At 59.0% G+C, this 18,110-nt stretch carries 16 protein-coding genes; 10 read left to right on the top strand and 6 right to left on the bottom strand.

Annotation, left to right across the window (positions count from 1 at the left end; all coding sequences use genetic code 11):
- Positions 1 to 27: 27 nt before the first annotated feature.
- On the bottom strand, positions 28 to 2,016 hold the full coding sequence (locus OOZ63_RS25235) for an SLBB domain-containing protein (protein ID WP_266008424.1): 1,989 nt from the start codon (positions 2,014 to 2,016) through the stop codon (positions 28 to 30).
- 721 nt (positions 2,017 to 2,737) lie between these two features.
- On the opposite strand from OOZ63_RS25235, the gene OOZ63_RS25230 reads away from it, so the two are divergent.
- The 10 genes from OOZ63_RS25230 to OOZ63_RS25185 all read left to right on the top strand — a co-directional run bounded on the left by OOZ63_RS25230 (position 2,738) and on the right by OOZ63_RS25185 (position 12,492).
- Positions 2,738 to 3,853: a Wzz/FepE/Etk N-terminal domain-containing protein gene (locus OOZ63_RS25230; RefSeq protein WP_266008423.1), complete on the top strand. Its 1,116-nt coding sequence runs from the start codon at positions 2,738 to 2,740 to the stop codon at positions 3,851 to 3,853.
- A 64-nt stretch (positions 3,854 to 3,917) separates the two neighbouring features.
- Entirely contained in the window at positions 3,918 to 5,054 is a 1,137-nt protein-coding gene (locus OOZ63_RS25225; protein ID WP_266008422.1) for an NAD-dependent epimerase/dehydratase family protein, read from the top strand.
- Positions 5,054 to 6,397, top strand: a complete 1,344-nt coding sequence (locus OOZ63_RS25220; RefSeq protein ID WP_266008421.1) for a lipopolysaccharide biosynthesis protein — start codon at positions 5,054 to 5,056, stop codon at positions 6,395 to 6,397. Before OOZ63_RS25225 ends, OOZ63_RS25220 begins: the two co-directional genes overlap by 1 nt.
- Positions 6,394 to 7,038: an acyltransferase gene (locus OOZ63_RS25215; protein ID WP_266008420.1), complete on the top strand. Its 645-nt coding sequence runs from the start codon at positions 6,394 to 6,396 to the stop codon at positions 7,036 to 7,038. Before OOZ63_RS25220 ends, OOZ63_RS25215 begins: the two co-directional genes overlap by 4 nt.
- Entirely contained in the window at positions 7,035 to 7,631 is a 597-nt protein-coding gene (locus OOZ63_RS25210; RefSeq protein ID WP_266008419.1) for an acyltransferase, read from the top strand. Before OOZ63_RS25215 ends, OOZ63_RS25210 begins: the two co-directional genes overlap by 4 nt.
- 19 nt (positions 7,632 to 7,650) lie before the next feature.
- Positions 7,651 to 8,562 carry a glycosyltransferase family 2 protein gene (locus OOZ63_RS25205; RefSeq protein ID WP_266008418.1) on the top strand — a complete coding sequence of 304 codons (912 nt, stop codon included), beginning with the start codon at positions 7,651 to 7,653 and terminating at the stop codon, positions 8,560 to 8,562.
- Positions 8,559 to 9,839: a hypothetical protein gene (locus OOZ63_RS25200; RefSeq protein ID WP_266008417.1), complete on the top strand. Its 1,281-nt coding sequence runs from the start codon at positions 8,559 to 8,561 to the stop codon at positions 9,837 to 9,839. The genes OOZ63_RS25205 and OOZ63_RS25200 overlap by 4 nt, the downstream gene beginning before the upstream one ends.
- Before the next feature lie 61 nt (positions 9,840 to 9,900).
- Positions 9,901 to 10,926, top strand: a complete 1,026-nt coding sequence (locus OOZ63_RS25195; protein ID WP_266008416.1) for a glycosyltransferase family 4 protein — start codon at positions 9,901 to 9,903, stop codon at positions 10,924 to 10,926.
- A gap of 28 nt (positions 10,927 to 10,954) precedes the next feature.
- On the top strand, positions 10,955 to 11,500 hold the full coding sequence (locus OOZ63_RS25190) for a serine O-acetyltransferase (RefSeq protein WP_266008415.1): 546 nt from the start codon (positions 10,955 to 10,957) through the stop codon (positions 11,498 to 11,500).
- Positions 11,500 to 12,492 carry a hypothetical protein gene (locus OOZ63_RS25185; protein ID WP_266008414.1) on the top strand — a complete coding sequence of 331 codons (993 nt, stop codon included), beginning with the start codon at positions 11,500 to 11,502 and terminating at the stop codon, positions 12,490 to 12,492. The genes OOZ63_RS25190 and OOZ63_RS25185 overlap by 1 nt, the downstream gene beginning before the upstream one ends.
- 1 nt (position 12,493) lies before the next feature.
- Here the strand turns inward: OOZ63_RS25185 and wecB are convergent, their stop codons facing one another.
- The 5 genes from wecB to OOZ63_RS25160 all read right to left on the bottom strand — a co-directional run bounded on the left by wecB (position 12,494) and on the right by OOZ63_RS25160 (position 17,987).
- Positions 12,494 to 13,618 (bottom strand): non-hydrolyzing UDP-N-acetylglucosamine 2-epimerase, encoded by a 1,125-nt coding sequence (wecB, locus tag OOZ63_RS25180; protein WP_323055787.1) that lies wholly within the window; start codon positions 13,616 to 13,618, stop codon positions 12,494 to 12,496.
- 4 nt (positions 13,619 to 13,622) lie between these two features.
- Positions 13,623 to 14,633: a polysaccharide biosynthesis protein gene (locus tag OOZ63_RS25175; RefSeq protein WP_266008412.1), complete on the bottom strand. Its 1,011-nt coding sequence runs from the start codon at positions 14,631 to 14,633 to the stop codon at positions 13,623 to 13,625.
- Positions 14,634 to 14,643: 10 nt separating this feature from the next.
- Positions 14,644 to 15,534: a dTDP-4-dehydrorhamnose reductase family protein gene (locus OOZ63_RS25170; protein WP_266008411.1), complete on the bottom strand. Its 891-nt coding sequence runs from the start codon at positions 15,532 to 15,534 to the stop codon at positions 14,644 to 14,646.
- Between the two features lie 75 nt (positions 15,535 to 15,609).
- On the bottom strand, positions 15,610 to 16,533 hold the full coding sequence (locus OOZ63_RS25165) for a glycosyltransferase family 2 protein (RefSeq protein ID WP_266008410.1): 924 nt from the start codon (positions 16,531 to 16,533) through the stop codon (positions 15,610 to 15,612).
- A complete protein-coding gene (locus OOZ63_RS25160) occupies positions 16,530 to 17,987 on the bottom strand; it encodes a flippase (protein WP_266008409.1) in 1,458 nt (485 codons plus the stop codon). The genes OOZ63_RS25165 and OOZ63_RS25160 overlap by 4 nt, the downstream gene beginning before the upstream one ends.
- Positions 17,988 to 18,110 lie beyond the last annotated feature (123 nt).

The following is an 18,110-nucleotide window of genomic DNA, read 5'->3' as shown; positions in this document are numbered from 1 at the left end:
CGCGCCGGCAGTGCAGTTCAACCCAACTCATTTCAGATTCTGCAGCGCTACAGCCCCAAGCCCAAACTGGTAGAGGATCTGAGCCCAGTCCTTAAGGTCCTGCGCGAACTCGGTGCGATAGATTTCCTCCGGCACGAAGACGGTATCACCGGGCAGGGCCTGCATCGACTCAACCAAGCCACCACCAAACCCCCAACCGCTTCGAGTGCCGCGATTGCTGATCACCGTGCCGTTGGCACGTAGCACGAATACGCTGGTCTTATCAGCCGTGCGAGTCAGCCCACCGGCGAGACTCAGGTACTGATCCAAAGTGCGGTCTCGGGAGAACAGATAGCTACCGCTATTGAACACGCTGCCATAGACATTGACGGTCGAGGGCCTGGCCGGGACGTACAAACGATCACCGTCTTCCAGTGCAAGTTCGGGAATCGTGGTGTCACTCTGGGAAAATTGCAGCACGACCCGGCCGGTTGGCTGGACAGCACGAAGGCGCTCAATCAGCTTGAACTGGCCCGTATTGCGGGCAGCCGTGAAATCCACATTTGAAGGAGCGGACTTCTCCTTCTGAGCCAAAGCAGCGCGATTGAACTCCGCTTCTAGATCACGCAACGCCCGGTCGTAATTCTCGATCTGACGCAAACGCACCGTCTCACGGTTGAACTCCACACCGAAGAGGAACGCTTCCGACGTCAGCCCCCCTGCCGCACTCAATGCGTCACGCAAAGTGCTGCCAGCCGGCAACACATAGTCGCCCGGACGTTGAACCTCGCCGTCTACACGAACCCGCTTGCTTTGACGCAAGGCCGGTCTTGCCACGTCAGCCATGCTCAGCACGCGCAGCACATCACCATTGTTCAATGGCTGTGTTGCGTCCTTTGCCAAATTCACGTCTCGCACGGCTTGGCCCGCACGTTCATCCAGTCGATGAATCACAGCCGAGTTGCGATTGGCGACGGTAGAGAGGCCGCCTGCCATGCTCAACGCATCGCCAAGCGTCTCGCCGGCCTTGAGCTCGAACACAGCTGGATGATTGACACTGCCGATCACACCGATCTGAGGGCCAACGGCTGCAACATGAACCACGTCATCATTGCGAAGCGAGCGATCGGCACTCCTGTCGCCCTTCAGCAGCAAGTCATACAAGTCCAAAGTGCTGATCACTGCGCCGCCGCGGCGAACCTGGATCACCCGGTAGCTGCCTACAGCCGTCGGTCCACCAGCGGCCATCAACGCATGCAGCACGGTCGACAGGCCACTGATGGACTGCGCACCCGGCTGTTGCACAAAGCCAGTTACATAGACCCGAATAGCGCGCACTTCGCCCAAAGCCACAGACAGGTCAAAGTTGCGAAACTGCGTCGCGACTCGCTGGCGGATCACATGGCGAAGATCGCCAAACCGCACCCCCACCAAGCTGACGGTGCCAATGCGCGGAATGGCCAGTCGACCGGAACGGTCGACAGTCAGGCGCAGGGTGGCCTCCAAAGAGCCCCACAAATTCAACAGCACCTCGTCGCCAGGGCCAAGGACATAGTCGTCCGGCACCAAGTTTGGGCCTTCGTTGGGATCCTCACTCTCGCGGTCATCGTGTTTCTTGGTCACCAACTCCGCACCAAATCGACGGATCAGTTGATCCTCCTCTTCGATACGCTCACCGGTCGAGTTACGGGCAACACCCGCCAGTTGACGCACCAGCAGCTCAAACTCGCTAGGGCGGTAAAGTGGACGCGACCCCAACAGATCTGCGTCACCGTCCACGCTGCTGCCATCCGACCTCTGTGAGGAACTCCTGCCCTTACTGCGCTCGCTTCGCGCCTTGTTGTTCGTTTGCTGGCCGGGCTGCGGTTGCTGCAGGCGAACCACGCCGCCCCCCGACGGCAGTTGATCATTCGAGACACCGGGAATGGCCTGGGCGGTTACAGCGGAGGCACAGACCGTGCCAAAAACAATGCACAGCCCCTGCACTAGGCGACGCATCAGGCGATTGGCAGAGACTTGGTGACGGATCAAGATCATAGGAGGAACGCGCTCGTTGAGCCGGTATGTGGCGCAGCCATGAGGGGAAGCACAAAACCGCCGCCTCGCTGGCATCAAGTGGCCGCGATTCTAGCGGCGCGCAGCGCGCATGCCGATTGACAGCTTCTGCGTTTCGAAGAAACCCCACGGGCCGAGCGCCCCTCGGCCAGGTCTGCACAAGCAAAATGCACACAATTCAGGAGCCGAGGCCCGCTTAGAATCCGCCCCCACTCAATACTGCAAGAGCCGTCGACTGACACCCGGGGCGCCAATACCGCTATTTGCACCGAGCATAGTGACCCGATGCAGCGCCACTTTGGCGCACCAGCTTCGAAAACCAGACTAGCGCCCGGCAGTCGCCACGCAACGTGACACGATCCGCCAAATCTCCGGTCGATCATCGGCTCTGCCCGGTGCCATTCGCCACCATTGGTCGCAAAAAGCATCAAACGTCCGAGTTCGGCACCCTCACTCTCTTGGCCAGCCAAATCCCTAGGACGTCCACTCCAAGCAGGGCGCAACCCGGAACTCCCGTCCAAATGACTCAGAGCCTGCCGATAGAATGCCGGGCTAGGCTGATCGTGCGGCCAAAAAAGCTAGCGCGCGTGGGCACACGAGACAGAGCCTCCTCCTGCAGTCGCGCCAGCCTACAGCACGACTCAATTTTCTCAATGCGCGACCACCGAGACGCACCAGTCAGCAGCGCCAACGGAAATCCAACGTGATCGATCAACCCGCACTTCCCCTATTCGATGATGACGAGCAAGCCCCTTCCGGCATGGGCACGGCGGAGGTCCTTCGCGTGTTGCGACCGCGCTGGCGTACGCTTGCCGGCGGCGCGGTCGCAGCCGGCTTACTAGGCTTGGCGATCAGCTTCCTGATCCCGCCCACCTACACTGCTCGCACCAGCTTTCTCAGCCCCCAACCTCAGCAGAACTCAGCAGCGGCGGCGATTGCATCGCTCGGAGCGCTCTCCGGCCTTGCTGGCGCAGCGGCCGGCGTCCGGAGTCCGGCCGATCAGTATGTGGCTCTTCTGCAGAGCACGACGATTGCTGATCGCATCATCGACCAGTTCAAGCTTCTCGAAGTCTACGACGACAAGTACAGAGCAGACGCCCGCAAAGAGTTGGCGCAACGCATGCGAGCCTGGGCCGGCAAGAAAGACAACCTATTGACAGTCGAGGTTGACGACCACGATCCGCAACGTGCGTCGGACATGGCCAATGCCTTCATCCTCGAACTTAGGAAATTGTCTAACGGATTGGCGCTGACCGAGGCCCAGCAACGTCGTGCGTTCTTCGAGCAACACTTGAGTCAGACACGCGACAACCTGGCCAATGCGCAACTCACGCTTCAACGGTCGGGATTCAACCCGGGATTGCTGAAGAACGAACCCAAGACCGCCGCCGAAACCTATGCGAAAGTCAAAGCCGAGGTGGCCTCGGTGGAAATTCGCGTTCAAACAATGCGAAGTGTGCTGGCCGAGGCAGCTCCAGAATTGCAACAGCAGCTGGCAAATCTGGCCGGCCTGCGGTCGCAATTGGCAAAGCTGGAAAAACCCCTCGATCAAGTCGGAGGGGAAGACTATGTCGGCGCCTACCGCGAGTTCAAGTACCAGGAGACTCTTTTCGAGATTTTCGCCCGGCAATTTGAGCTGGCAAAACTCGATGAGAGCCGTGAAGGCACCTTGTTCCAGGTGATCGACAAGGCGAGCCCGCCGGAACGCAAGAGCAAGCCGAAACGGCTGTTCATTGCCATCGGAGCGGCTGCAACTGGGCTGCTTCTTGTTGCGCTCTTACTGCTTCTGCGGCACTCCAAACGCGGTCAACAAGCCTGACCCAGGGAACAGTCTGGTGGTAGCCGACCAGACTCTTGCAACAAGTAAATTATTCAAGCTCCTTATGAAAATTCTCGTTACCGGCGGCGCCGGCTTCATCGGTTCGTGGCTAGTGGAGTCACTGCTGGCAGCCGGGCATGGCGTGACGGTCGTCGACAATCTGAGTCCGCAAATTCACGGTGCGTTGCCAACCCCAGACGTCGGTTGGTTGCAGCGGCCTGACAGTGGGGTGGAGTTCATTCGCGCCGATGTCCGTGATCGCGACGCCATGGATCAGGCCTTGGCTGGCGTGGACGCGGTTGTACATCTGGCTGCGGAGACTGGCACTGGCCAGTCGATGTATCAGATTTCGCACTACTACGACGTCAACCAGCAGGCCACCGCCAGCTTGTTTGAAGCGATCGTCACGCGGCACCGCCATGTCCGCCGCGTGATCCTGGCCTCAAGTCGCTCGGTCTACGGCGAAGGCGCATACCGACTGCACGACCAACTCCTTGTCCCGCCCTCACGAGCACTCTCGCGCCTAGAAGCTGGACAATTTGAACCGGTTGGGCCCAATGGTGAGCCTCTGGAGCTCGTTCCCACCCCAGAGAGCGCCCTTGCCCTGCCGGCTTCTGTCTACGCCGCCACGAAGCTCGCAAACGAGACCCTGGGCAGCGTGATGGCGAGCACCTATGGATTGAAGGTCGTCGCCTTGCGCTTTCAGAATGTCTACGGTGAGCGCCAGTCGCTGCGAAACCCTTACACCGGCATTCTCTCGATCTTCTCGAACCGGATGCGGCAGGGGCTGCCCATCAACATTTTCGAAGATGGGTTGGAAAGTCGGGACTTTGTGCACGTCAGTGATGTCGCACGGGCAATACGACTCGGCCTTGAAGCTGATTTGCCCCCCTTCACGGTGACCAATGTGGGTAGCGGTGTCCCGACACCTGTCCTGCACGTGGCTGACTTGCTACGGCAGCAACTCGGAAGCACATCGGAGTTGCAGGTCACCGGCGACTATCGCGCGGGCGATATCCGCCATTGCTACGCCGATTTGACACAAGCCCGTGCAGTGCTTGGTTTTGCGCCCGAGATTGGCTTGGAACAGGGCCTGCAAGCCTTCTGCGACTGGGTCATGACTCAGCCTGTGCTGGTTGATCGCTCGGCTCAAGCCTTGAAAGAGCTGACCCAGGCCGGCCTGGGCAAGTCCTCTAGCTGATGTGGCGCCGGGTTGGATCGAACGCGCTCGCCAACCTGTCCGCGGGCGTCAGCGGCACCCTGCTCCAAATCGGTCTGACGGCAATCGCCACACGTAGCTTCGGCAAGGAGGGCTTTGCCGTCTGGGCCGTGGCGTTGTCGATGGCCGCGTTGGTGCCGTTGTTCGCGGCCAATTTATCGACCATCGTCACCCGCCGAATCGTTGAGTCCCTGCCTGACCAGGCTGCAGCCATCATGCGCAGCGGTCATCAGTTGGCACGCGGGCTGAGCGCAGTCTCCGTGTTTGGGATACTGCTGTGCTCGGTCATCTTGCAGCGCTACTCACAACCGCTGCAAGACATGGCGGCCTCGAGCTTTGGCTTGCTCATGGCACTGCTGGTCATGGCCCAGCTATGGCAGATTCTTCTTCAACCTCGCTTCGGTTGGCACTATGCGCACGAGTCCAACTGGCAGGTTGCGCGCAGCATTGCATGTACGCGTCTCGCTGGACTGGCAGGCTTCGGCTTGCTGTGCTGGTTGCAGCCCGGTCAACTTGTACTCGCAGCACTCGGCCTTCTGCTTGGCACCACTCTCGGGGTGGCTTTGTGTCGCAACACGGAGCCCGTTATCTGCAAGGCTCCCGAAGACGAGGTCCACGACGAGTTGGCCGTGATGCGACCACTGCTTAAGGCCTTCGCCATCTGGTCTGTCGGCTCAGCAGTCATCCAATATGGCTTGCCCGCCATCATGTCCTTGCTCGCACCGGCGCAATTCACCCCCTTCTACTTGGCCTACACGCTCAACCTCATCGTGATCGGCACCGTGGGGACGGCTGCCTCGGCCATGCTCGCACCGCTGACACGCCAGCGCTTAGCAGGCCATACGGCGGCGTTGGAGAGGCTGATGGCCTGGGCACCATTGGCCACTGGCCTGCTATTGGTCGTGCTGATGCTGGCGATATGGCATCTCCTGCCCAGTCTGCTCACCGTGTGGTCGGCCGATATCGCCTCAGCCGAAGAGGTGCGCCTCCCACTGTTTTGGCTGGCAATACAAACCATTGCACGGTCCATGACATTGATCTATTCGGTGCTGCTGTCCTCAGCCGGGCGTGCCCAACAGATGAGCCGTCCCATCCTGTTGGAGCTGGGGCTAACCTGCATGGCCGCCCTCCCGTTTGGCTGGGCTTGGGGGCCCTCTGCCTTTTTGGCCGCTCTGGCCGCAGCCGGCATCCTCACGGCCCTCTACACTGTGTGGACCACGCTGAATCTCGGCATCTGCGCAGCCACATCCCGCATCCGCCTCGGGCTCGCATTTGTCGGCTCGCAGGCCCTATCGCTAGGCATCTGGACTCTGGCAAGCCAATGACCACATCAAGCAATCGGTTTGCTGCGCACCTCAGCGCAGGCCCGCTGCGCTGGCTGCGCCAGCTGCGCTGGCAAATGCGCCGGCCTAGAGACCTGAAGCGACTCGGGGCGGCCTCGCGCATCATGCCTCCGCTGCGACGAGTCAACGCGCACTGCATCGAGATCGGCGACCGGGTTGTGATCGGCCGCAATTGCCTGCTTCAACCCCTCACCGCCTATCTGAACCAGCGCTTCTCGCCAAGACTGCTAATCGGCGACGACTGTTATGTCGGCCCCGACTGCCAGTTTCATTGCATCGACCGCATCGAGCTGGGTCGGGGCTGTGTCCTGAGTGACCAGGTCTATGTCTCTGACGTTGGCCACGGCATGGATCCACGCGCTGGTCTGATCATGGACCAAGCCGTCTATAGCAAAGGACCGGTCGTGATGGGCGATCACTGCTTCGTTGGCTTTGGTGCAGTCGTACTGTCTGGCGTCAGGCTCGGTGACCATTGCGTGGTCGGCGCGCGCAGCGTTGTAACTCGCTCCGTACCCGCACACACGATGGTCGCAGGCAATCCAGCGCGGGCCATAGCGCGCTTTTCAACCGACAGCGGGCGCTGGGAGCGCATCTCCGGCAACCTCGAAGCGCCCTTGTCATGAAGCTCAAGCATTACTACCGCCGCCTGCTGTCATTGCTTTGGTGGCGCCGGCGCTTTGCTCAGTTCGGCGATCGCTCGCTGCTGTTTACCCCACTGCTTGTCACCGAACCCAAGCGCATTTTCATCGGCAACCAGGTCTGCATCCGGGACCAAGCCCGTCTGGAGATCGTCAGGGCGCCTGGAGCGGATTGGCAGCCCAAGCTGGAGATAGGCAATCGCGTCAATATCGAACAGGGCGTGCACATCGTGTGCCAGTGCAGTGTCGTGATCGAGGATGACGTATCTATCACGCCGTACTGCGTCATCGTCGACACCTATCATCCACACGATCCACCTGACGGCGGGCCCAAGATCGGCTCTCGCCTGCCCAATCGCCCCACTCATGTGCGAATCGGCGCAGGCACCTTTGTCGGCACCCACAGTGTCATCCTGCCCGATGTGACCATCGGCCGTGGCTGCGTCATCGGCGCAGGCTCAGTCGTCACCACAGACATTCCCGATTACTGCATCGCCACCGGATCACCGGCTCGCGTGGTCAAGAAATTTGACACGGTCAGTCGCCAATGGCTGACAGCGCCGGGATTCAAGGGCTGATCAGGAGAAAATCCATTCCATGAGCCCCCCCTTCCCCAAAGAGCCACTGATCGGCATTGTCACGGTCCTGTACAACAGCGACGACGTTCTGCCGGACTTCTTCGCCAGCCTCGCGCTTCAGCAGGGCACGCGATTCCGTCTGTATGTCATCGACAACAGCGCGAACGACAGCGGCTGCACTCTGTCGCGTGAACTTTCCGACCGCCATGGCGTGGATGCGCAGATCCATTTCAACAATGCCAATGTGGGCGTTGCGAAGGGCAACAACCAGGGTATCGAGATGGCTCTGGCCGATGGCTGTAGTCATGTGCTGCTGGCCAACAATGACACCGCATTCGGCCCACACACCTTGCAGCGCCTGATAGCCGCGCTGGCCGATGGCCAAGATCGCGTGGTGACGCCCAAGATCATGTACCACGACGAGCCACACAAACTCTGGTACGGCGGCGGCGCGTTCAATGCCTGGACCATGCGGACGCCTCACTACGGGATGAAACAGACAGATCGGGGTCAGTTTGATCACCTCGCGCATGTCGGCTATGCGCCCACTTGCTTCATGCTGCTCGATGCCCGGGTCTTCGCCGACGTGGGGCGCATGGACGAGCAGTACTTCGTCTATTACGACGACACCGACTTTGTCTGGCGCATGAAAAACCTTGGGGGACGCATTCGCTACCTGCCAGATGCCGTCGTTCTGCACAAGGTCAGCTCATCGACCGGCGGTGATCGCTCGCCGTTCAGCATCTACTACACCAATCGCAACAGGCTGTACCTGATCCGAAAGCACCTGCGGGGCCTACAGAAACTGGTGGCCATCAGCTACTTTTTGGTCACCCGCCTGCCCAGGCTCTGCTTTCTGCCGCACGCCCTGGCACGCAAAGGCTGGTCCGGCGTGGCGGATGGGTTTCGGATGAGTGTGCCCAAGACATGAGCTCAAGCCTGCCCGTTGGGCTGCCCCCTTCCAGCGCGCCGATTCGACGATCAGGCTATTCCCTCACGCCTTTACTGATCTGCATTGGGGCACTGCCCTCTTTGCTGATGTACTTTGGCATCACCACCTCTCTCTCGATAGGTACGCTGCTGGCCGGTGCCATCGCGCTCGCGATGCTGCCGAACCACCGGCTGGGGCGCTTCCCTGAGCGGTCCTTTGCCAGCTATCTGCTGATTCTGTGCGCCGCACTGTCTGCGCACCTGCTGATTGCAAGTGCCCTGGGCCCTGTAGACTTTGTACGCGCCTTCGGATCCATGGCCATGCTGGCAGTCGGTCTGGCGGGTGCTGTTTCGGTTGCAATGCTGCTCGCCGGCACCCAGGACGAACAGATCCGCACCGGCGCGCGCAAGTGCCTTCTCGCATTAGGCATTGTCGCCGCGCTGGGAATACTGAAATGGTTTCAGCCCGACACCGTGACCTGGGGCAAGTCGGTCTTCCCGTTCACAGAGCCTTCGCATCTGGCTTTGTTTGCGGCGCCAATATTGATCTTCACTTGCGTCATCTCCAAGCCCAGCACTCGCATTGGCTACTTGGCTGCCACCTTGTTGATCACCGCGCTGTTGCAGAACATCACGCTGGTGGCAATCTGCGTCGTGACAGCCGTGCTGTGCTTGCGAGTCAGACACTTGGTCCTGATGTCGGCTATCGTTGTTCCCGCAGTGCTGGGCACCGACTTAACCTATTACCTGGACCGGCTTGATTTCAGCGGCGACTCGCAAAACTTGTCCAACCTGGTCTTCTTTCAGGGGTGGCAATTGCTGATCGAGTCTATGGAAGCGACCCAGGGCTTCGGTCGCGGCTTTCAGCAGTTGGGCGTGTTTGGCACCGACGCTTCCGCCGCAGAACTGATCTATGTCCTCATGCAGGACTATCTCAATCTGCTGGACGGAGGCTTCACCCTGTCCAAGCTGGTCAGCGAGTTTGGCGTCTTCGGTATCGCGCTGTTGGGCATCTATGCCAAGTATGCGTGGCAAGCTGCGGTGCTTTTGCGTCGCGTGGCATTTGGTCGCGCCCGGCCACCTGCCGTTCTCGCTTTGGCGGCAAGCAGCATTGTTGCCTTCGCCTTTGAACTCCTGTTGCGCGGATCTGGCTACTTCACGCCCACCACTTTGCTGCTGGCTGCATCTCTCGTGATCTGGCATCGCTACCACCGCCAGGCCAAGCCACCTGCGACCAAGCGCCGTGCCGAAGGCCCCAGCCCGGCGACTGTCAGTTGACTCCGGCTGCACCCACTGATTTTGTGTGGGCGAAAGCTCATCACCCACTCTGTACCTCCAGATGATCTCTGTCGATTTCGACGACCTGATATTCAGCATCCAGAGCTTTGGAGGCGCAAGCACCTATTGGCGAGAAATGACGAGCCGTGTAGCCCGGGATCCACGCTTTAACGCCCGTCACCTGACACCATCCAGGCGTTGGCGAGGCATCCCGGCGGCCAGCCGAGCTCAGGTCTTCCATTCGTCCCATTTCCGCGTACCGTTTGGAAGCCGGAAAACCGGCATTGTGTCCACCGTGCACGATCTCAACTATGAACTCGGCTACGTCAAGCCGTCCTTCGGTGCCCAAGTCAATATTCTCGAACGACGCATTTCCTACTTCACCGCAGACGCACTGATCTGCATCTCCGAAAGCACGAAGCGCGAACTGCTGGATGTCTATCCGCAGCTACAAGCCCGTTGCCCCATCCATGTCGTTTACCACGGCATGAGCGAGTTGAAGAGTTCGCCGGAGGCCAGAAAAACAGCCGCCGCCCATGGCAGATTCGTTCTCTATGTCGGTGGCCGAAGTGGCTACAAGCGATTCGACGATGCGCTCGCCGGCTTCCACGCCTCAGATCTCTGGAAACAGGGCTATACGCTACTGTGCACAGGCCAGCGTTTGACCATACAGGAACAGGCCACGATCGAGAGCCTTGGCCTGAGCGGCGCCGTCAAATCCGTTGGCAATGTCGATTCACCCCTTCTCTCTGCTTTGTATGCTTCGGCGCATTGTCTTCTCTACCCCTCGGTTCACGAGGGCTTTGGCCTGCCGCTGATCGAGGCCATGCAATGTGGCTGCCCCGTGGTCTGTGCCGACATCTCCTGCATGCCCGAGATCGTCGAAGATGCAGCGCTGCTTGTTCGCCCTCAGTCCCCCCCAGACATCGCTCGGGCACTGAAGTCCCTACTGATGCCTGGAGTCCGGGAGATGCATGTCGAGCGCGGAATTGCACGCGCGGCTCAGTTCTCTTGGGACCGCTGCGCTGCCGCGCATGCTGACATCTATCAGCAAGTCTCACTTGCATCCAAAAGTGCTCCAGCCTAGCCCGCACCCTACGAAAACCATGCCCTCCTTGTCCCAACTGCTGTCCGCGGATCTCGATCGGCTGCGCACACCAGCGCCGGGCCAATTTGCCACCGGCTGGCGTGCGCGACTCGCCGTTCTGAATCCCAGGTTCTTTCCGGTGCTGATCATTCGCCTGGCGCGGTTTTGTCATCTGCGTCCCTGGCTACGACCCCTCGGGGGACTTCTCACCTGGATGAACGTCATCTTGTTTGGCATCGAATGCACGCCCAAGTGCAGCATTGGTCCAGGCCTGTTTCTCCCGCACACGGTAGGCACGGTCATTGGTGCGATGGAGATTGGTGCTGGCGTCACGATCTTCCAGGGGGTGACCTTGGGCGCTGCAGCAGCGGACATGGGATTCAACGCTGACTTGCGCCCAAGAATCGGCGATCGCGTCTGCGTTGGGGCAGGTGCCAAAGTCCTTGGCGGCGTGGTGATAGGCGCGGACTCAAACATCGGCGCCAATGCCGTGCTTCTCCAATCAATCGACGCCGGATCGACTGCCGTCGGAATTCCGGCCCGAGTGGTTAGAACCATCACAGATCCGCTGTAATGAAGTCCCTCACCAACAAGCGCGTACTCCTGTGCGCCCCCAGCTTCTTTGGCTACGAGCACGAGATCAGCAAGGCGCTGCAAAGCAGCGGCGCACAGGTCGACTACATCCCAGATCGCCCCTTCACATCGCCCTTCTTGAAAGCCGTCACTCGGTATCAGAGGCGTTGGGTACTCGGCTATGCCGATCGTCAATATGACAAAGCGCTATCGAGTTTCGGGCGCCAACAATACGACCTAATTCTGGTCATTCAGGGAGAGGCACTCTCCGACCGTTTCCTCACAGCGTTGCGAGCCAGCTCGCCGAACGCGACTCTGGTTTTGTACATGTGGGATTCGTTCAAAAACAAGCGCCAACTAGTTGGCAACCTGACACATTTCGATCATTGTCTGAGCTTCGATCCGCTAGACGCCAAACAGTACGGGATGACGTTTCGCCCCTTGTTTTACTGTCCAGAGTTCGTCAGCGCTGTGCCCCCACCGCAAGCCTACGAATATGACGTCAGCTTCATAGGCACCGCTCACTCCGATCGCTACAGCATCGTTCATCAACTCGCCGCAGCCCTCCCTGAAGGCAGCCGCACCTATTGGTATTTGTTCCTGCAATCCACCTGGATGTTCCACATCCAGAAGTTGGGGAATCCGTCGTTTGCCGGGTCAACATCGACCGACTTCCAATACAGCCCCTTGGCCAGGGCGGAAGTGCAACGCGTTTTCAGGGCATCACGGTCCGTGCTGGACATTGAACACCCAGCCCAAACCGGCCTGACGATGCGGACGTTTGAGGCGCTTGCCGCTGGCAAGAAGTTGATCACCACGAATCGGAACATTCTGGAGTACGACTTCTTCGACTCCCAGAACATTCTCTACATCGAAAGAGATCAGGCGCCGGCGATTCCGACAGAGTTCAGTCAAACGCCGTACCGTCCCGCGTCTCGGGCCTTGATGGAAAAATACTCATTAAATGGCTGGCTCAACGACGTTCTGAAGTAGTTCAGAAGGTCGGTTTATTCCACACCCTGCGGTTAACGAAGTCCGTGTAGCTGACAATTATGCGTAACACCTTGTCTGACACATTGTCCGCGGCGTAGTCAGAGACAAGGCGCAGCAGACGGGTTGATCCTCGAGGCTGCTGCTCGAGGATGCGCAGCGCATCCAGCACCCGCTCTTGGTTCAATCCGACCATCATCACGGCGGCCTCCTCGAAGCCTTCAGGGCGCTCGTGAACCTCGCGCAGGCTCAGGGCAGGAAAGTTCAGAATGGACGACTCCTCAGTGATGGTTCCGCTGTCCGATAGCACTGCCCGCGCACAAGTCTGCAAGCGGACATAATCGTGAAAGCCAAATGGCTTCATGAAGCTAACCAGCGAATGCATGGGCTGCGCCTGGGCCTGCTCGTCCAAGCGCTTGCGAGTCCTCGGGTGTGTCGAAACTACCACCGGAAGCGAGAACCGCTCTGCCAGCGCGTTGAGCACACCCAGCAGTCGCGTCAGATTCACCGTCGAGTCCACATTCTCTTCCCGATGCGCGCTCACGAGAAAATACTGCTCCGAGGTTAGCCCCAGGCGCTCAAGCACAGATGACGCATCAATTGCCGGCCTGTTGTGCTCTAGGACCTCCCGCATGGGGCTACCGGTGCAAATGATCTGATCTCCGGGCAGGCCTTCGCGCAGCAGGTAGTCCTTGGCAATATGACTGTAAGTCAGGTGGATATCCGCCGTGTGGTCAACGATGCGACGGTTTATCTCCTCCGGCACACGGAAGTCAAAGCAACGGTTGCCCGCCTCCATATGAAAGATAGGGATCTTGCGTCGCTTTGCGGCAATGACTGACAAGCAACTATTGGTATCACCCAAAACAAGCAGGGCATCAGGCTGCACCACCTCCAGCACCTGGTCCACAGCCGCTATCACCAGAGCGATAGTTTGCGCCGCTGTTGACCCCGCTGCCGACAGGAAATGGTCCGGCTTGCGTATGCCAAGATCCTTAAAAAAGACCTCATTCAACTCATAGTCGTAATTCTGGCCGGTATGCACCAGCACATGCTCGCAATACCGATCCAGTTGGGGGATGATGCGCGACAGCCGAATAATTTCAGGGCGCGTACCCACAACTGTCATTACCTTAAGCATTATTCCGCCCCGCTACCAAACCCAGCCGCAACATCAATTGCTTCACTTCCTCCACAGACAGGCGTTGAGTATTGTGCGACGTATAGTCATCGAAAGCGGACAAGCCAGTCTGCCCCTCGACAAAATACTTGTTGTAGTTCAGGTCACGGGAGTCAGCCGGTATCCGAAAATAGTCACCCAGATCTTCCGCTCGCGCCATTTCCTCACGGGAGACAAGGGATTCATACAGCTTCTCGCCGTGCCGAGTACCAATCACTTTGATCTCGTGATCAGTACTGATCAATTGGCGTAACGCCTCCGCGAGGTCTCCGACGGTTGAGGCCTTGGCCTTCTGCACAAAAATATCACCCGGCTTAGCGTGCTCAAAAGCGTACAAAACCAAATCCACCGAATCTTCGAGCGACATCAGGAATCTGGTCATATTTGGGTCCGTCACGGTCAATGGATGCCCGTCCCGCAATTGCTGAAGAAACAGGGGGATCACCGAGCCGTTGGACGCCATCACGTTTCCATATCGGGTCGCGCACAGAATGGTTTTGCGCGAGTCGCAAAGTCTCGCTTTGGCGACCATCACCTTTTCCATCATGGCTTTGGACATGCCCATTGCATTGATGGGGTAGACCGCCTTGTCCGTCGATAGGACCACGACTCGACTCACCGCTTGGTTCATCGCCGCTCGCATGACGTTCTCAGCCCCAATGACATTCGTCTTCACTGCCTCCATGGGATAGAACTCACACGACGGCACCTGTTTCAATGCCGCGGCATGAAAAACGAAGTCCACACCACCCAAGGCGTCATGCACGCTGTCATAGTCCCGCACATCGCCGATGTAGAACTTGACCTTATCGCAGTTGAGCGCTGCTCGCATATCAGCCTGCTTCTTTTCGTCTCGACTGAATATCCGTATCTCTGCCAGATCGGATTTCATAAAACGACTGAGCACAGCATTCCCAAAACTGCCCGTCCCACCCGTAATCAATAGTATTTTGTCAGTAAACATCTGAGTTTTCTCAGCCCTTCTCGGCCGTGTTCCAGCCAAAGTCTCGCATGCGACGCACAAGTTCAGTCCAGTCAGGCGGCGAATATCCCGTCGCCTCCTGGAATCTCTCAGAATTGAGAGATCGATCAATCACCAGACGATCATTTGGCTCGACGACCAGCAAGTGCCCATACTCTTGAGCGACCAATCGAAGCAGATCGAACTTGCTGATGGGGCTCGCCGAAACATGATACGTGCCTCTCAACTCAGGGCGGGGCAGAACATGCTCCTCAATCACGCGCGCGAGCTCGACCGTCGGCAGGCCGGAGAAAATCGCCCGCGTATATCCCTGAACAACACCCTGCTGCGACAAAAACCAAGCGACCAAGCCGTGCCGGCTGCTAAGTTCATGCCCGATGATGGACGTCCGCAGCGTGATTGCATGCTCAGCATCGACCTCACCCATGAATTTGCTCAGCCCGTAGAGATCACGTGCATCTGCCGGGTCATGCTCGCGATAGCCGCCGATTGCGCCCGAGAAGACACAGTCCGTGCTGACGTGGATGAGCCTTGCGCCCGCCAGATGGCAAAGCTTGACCAAACGATGGGGCAGCAGCGCATTGATGGGCAGAGAAATCAGAGGGTCGTCCGCAGCCGCCAGCTGCTTGACTACGCCGACGCAATTGATGACAACATCAGGCTTTACCTGTGCAAGAACGCCGGCCAATTGATCGGAGCATCCGACATCGACGCCATCAATGAGCTCGGCCCGCGGCGCGGCCAACTGAAGCTGGCGCCTCGCGCCCGCTGCGCGCATCACACCGCAAACGCTGTAATTGGCATCTCGCGCAAACCAGCGCAGCACGGCATGACCCAGCATTCCATTGGCACCGAGCACCAGCAATCGGTACGGCTTCGTCACAAAAAACTCCCTGACTGTTAAGCATTGGAGGTCGGAGCGCACCCTTGCTCACGCGCAAGGGTTGAACGATATTGCTCAGACCAAACGTGTCGATCCTTTGAGACGAAAGAAGGTGCGCCGCACAAAGCCGACAACCAACTGACGCCAGATACCCGCATCCAGCGCCAGTGCGGGATGACGGATCAAAGCCTGCAAGAATCGACGCAGGGCCACAATGACTCGGCCTGACTGTGCATGATGCTTCGACGCAATGGCCAGAGCCCGAGCGATCGCCCTCTCGCCTTGCAATGCGCCTGCCTGCGTAGACCAGAAGGCTTCCATCACCCCTACGATCTCTTCGGCCCGGGCATAGGGGATGATGGCAAAAGACGCCTGCCCTTCGTGGATGCGGTACTCCGACAAGCGCTCCGGCACTCGCACGAACTCTCCCATACGCACCGCACGCAGCCAAAATTCGAAGTCTGGGACCTGATGCAAGCCAGGCTGCCACCCTCCAACCTGCTCGAACACGGTACGCCGGAACAAGGCACCAGCGCCAGGTTGGCAGACCAAATCAACACAAAGCCGACGCTCGTCAAAGTTCTCGGTACGGACTTCGCGCAAACGCACACCCTTGGCATCGATCAGCCAGAAGTCGCAGTACGCCACCGCGGCAGATGGATGGTCGTCCAGCGCCTTGACCAAAGTACTTACTGCTGTCGGGCACAGGCAATCGTCCGAACTCAAATATGCGAGGATCTGCCCTCGAGACATCGCCCAGCCACGATTCAATGTCGTGGCCTGTCCGACATTGGCCTGCGTATGAACACTCACCCTACCGGGGTAAGCAGCCGCATACCGTTGCGCCACCGCCAACGATTCGTCGCTCGACCCATCGTCGATGACGATGTATTCCAGCGCTGGGTAGTCTTGCGCCAGCACGCTCTCTATCGTTGCCCCTAGAAACTCGGCCTGGTTGTAGACGGGAGTAACGATGCTGACGAGTACGGGCTCATTCATGACTGAAGCATGGGGACGGGAGACGGGCGGCGTAGGCGCCACCAAACAGAAAGCACGATTGCTATAACCAGTATCAACCAGGCTGCACGGATCAGCATTGATGGAATTACTGCACCGGCAAATGAAAGTGCCGCAAATACAGCAGCTAACGAAATCGCAACGCGGTTTAGGTCAATTGCATGGCCGGTTGCAGCACCCCGATGTCGATACACAAGGTAAAACAGCGCCGCAGAGTCGGCGCAAATCCTGATCAACCAGGCCACTGCCGCCCCCTTCAGGCCCATGCTCGTGCACAAGCACCATAGCATTACCAAGAAAACCGGCAACTCAATGCAATAGAGCAAGGCCGGAGCCCGGTAGTAACCCGCGCCGTGCAGCCACGTCAGCGGAACGTGGGCCAAGCAATTGATCAGGATGCCGATGGCGAAGATCTGCAGAATGGGCGCACTTTGCCGCGCAAACCCCTCCCCGACCCACGCTTGCAGCAACTCGCTGGCAAACAGGAAGAGCCCGGATGCAATCGGCAGCACACAGAGAAATAGGACCCCGACAGCACGGTCGAAGATCCGCCACCCATCCGGGTCCTGCCTAGCAATTGTGGCGGCGAACGCAGGAAAAAGTACGGAGGTCATCGCCGCAGGAATAATCCAGATCTTCGTCACAAGTTCATGCGGGATGGCATAGAGTGCCACCGCCGCAGCGGATATCGTCGCTCCGATCAGGAATCGGTCTGCATAGCCCATGAACGGGCTGATCAAATTGCTCAGTGTCAGCCACCCTCCGGACACCAAGAATGGGCGCAGCCACTGACGTTGCAGCAGCATACGGCCACGCAACTGTGGCACGGCACGCCACACGAGTGCCCCGTGGACTGCACAGCCGATCATCCGCCCACCTGCGAGGGCCCCTGCTATCCAGACCAAGTCCGGGCCGACGAATACCAGTACCAACCATGGCCCCGCGAAAGTCCACAGACCTATCGGTAGGCGAACGCAGTTCAGGGCAAAGAAGGCGTGACGCGCCTCCAACATGCCACGCAGCCCCGCCGTTAGCACGATGAATGGCATTGCCAGCCCCATGACCATCGCTGCCTGAATCGCCTCCTTGGGGTGGGCGCTTATCTTCAGCATGCCGACGCCCCAAGGCGCCAGCAACAGCATCAGACAACCTCCAATACTGCCAAGAACAGCCATCAGCGCCAATGCAGTGGCACTTGCCGGGCCTACCTCGTCATCACGACCTTGATCAAACAAGATAGACAACTGTTGCGTCAGGGACCGCCCCAAGCCGAGGTCGAACAAACCGAAGTAGCTCGTGACGGCCCAGAGCAGCGTCAATAGACCAAACCGCTCGCTCCCGAGAGCCGCCAAGAGCGCCGGAATTGCCCCGGCTGCGAGCAATAGAGGAGCGCCAAGCCCAATCAGATTGAATAGTGTGTGTCGGGCGAGCTTCAAAGGCGTGCGTGGCGCAGCTATACGTCTCGCATTGTACAAGTCGGCCCTGGCTCCTAGGACTGCCCCCCGGAGGCTGCTGGTAACATCGCTCCTTGTTCCTGAACTGTGCAGCGCTTGCCCAGC

This window comes from Paucibacter sp. PLA-PC-4 (assembly GCF_026241155.1).
Classification (GTDB): Bacteria; Pseudomonadota; Gammaproteobacteria; order Burkholderiales; family Burkholderiaceae_C; genus Roseateles_E.
This window is presented reverse-complemented; position numbering and strand designations above follow the sequence as displayed.

What these genes read in the sequence shown, in the direction of transcription:
- OOZ63_RS25235 (WP_266008424.1), bottom strand. Translation starts at nt 2,016, where the DNA reads ATGATCTTGATCCGTCACCAAGTCTCTGCCAATCGCCTGATGCGTCGC.
- OOZ63_RS25225 (WP_266008422.1), top strand. Translation starts at nt 3,918, where the DNA reads ATGAAAATTCTCGTTACCGGCGGCGCCGGCTTCATCGGTTCGTGGCTA.
- OOZ63_RS25220 (WP_266008421.1), top strand. Translation starts at nt 5,054, where the DNA reads ATGTGGCGCCGGGTTGGATCGAACGCGCTCGCCAACCTGTCCGCGGGC.
- OOZ63_RS25215 (WP_266008420.1), top strand. Translation starts at nt 6,394, where the DNA reads ATGACCACATCAAGCAATCGGTTTGCTGCGCACCTCAGCGCAGGCCCG.
- OOZ63_RS25210 (WP_266008419.1), top strand. Translation starts at nt 7,035, where the DNA reads ATGAAGCTCAAGCATTACTACCGCCGCCTGCTGTCATTGCTTTGGTGG.
- OOZ63_RS25205 (WP_266008418.1), top strand. Translation starts at nt 7,651, where the DNA reads ATGAGCCCCCCCTTCCCCAAAGAGCCACTGATCGGCATTGTCACGGTC.
- OOZ63_RS25200 (WP_266008417.1), top strand. Translation starts at nt 8,559, where the DNA reads ATGAGCTCAAGCCTGCCCGTTGGGCTGCCCCCTTCCAGCGCGCCGATT.
- OOZ63_RS25195 (WP_266008416.1), top strand. Translation starts at nt 9,901, where the DNA reads ATGATCTCTGTCGATTTCGACGACCTGATATTCAGCATCCAGAGCTTT.
- OOZ63_RS25185 (WP_266008414.1), top strand. Translation starts at nt 11,500, where the DNA reads ATGAAGTCCCTCACCAACAAGCGCGTACTCCTGTGCGCCCCCAGCTTC.
- wecB (WP_323055787.1), bottom strand. Translation starts at nt 13,618, where the DNA reads ATGACAGTTGTGGGTACGCGCCCTGAAATTATTCGGCTGTCGCGCATC.
- OOZ63_RS25175 (WP_266008412.1), bottom strand. Translation starts at nt 14,633, where the DNA reads ATGTTTACTGACAAAATACTATTGATTACGGGTGGGACGGGCAGTTTT.
- OOZ63_RS25165 (WP_266008410.1), bottom strand. Translation starts at nt 16,533, where the DNA reads ATGAATGAGCCCGTACTCGTCAGCATCGTTACTCCCGTCTACAACCAG.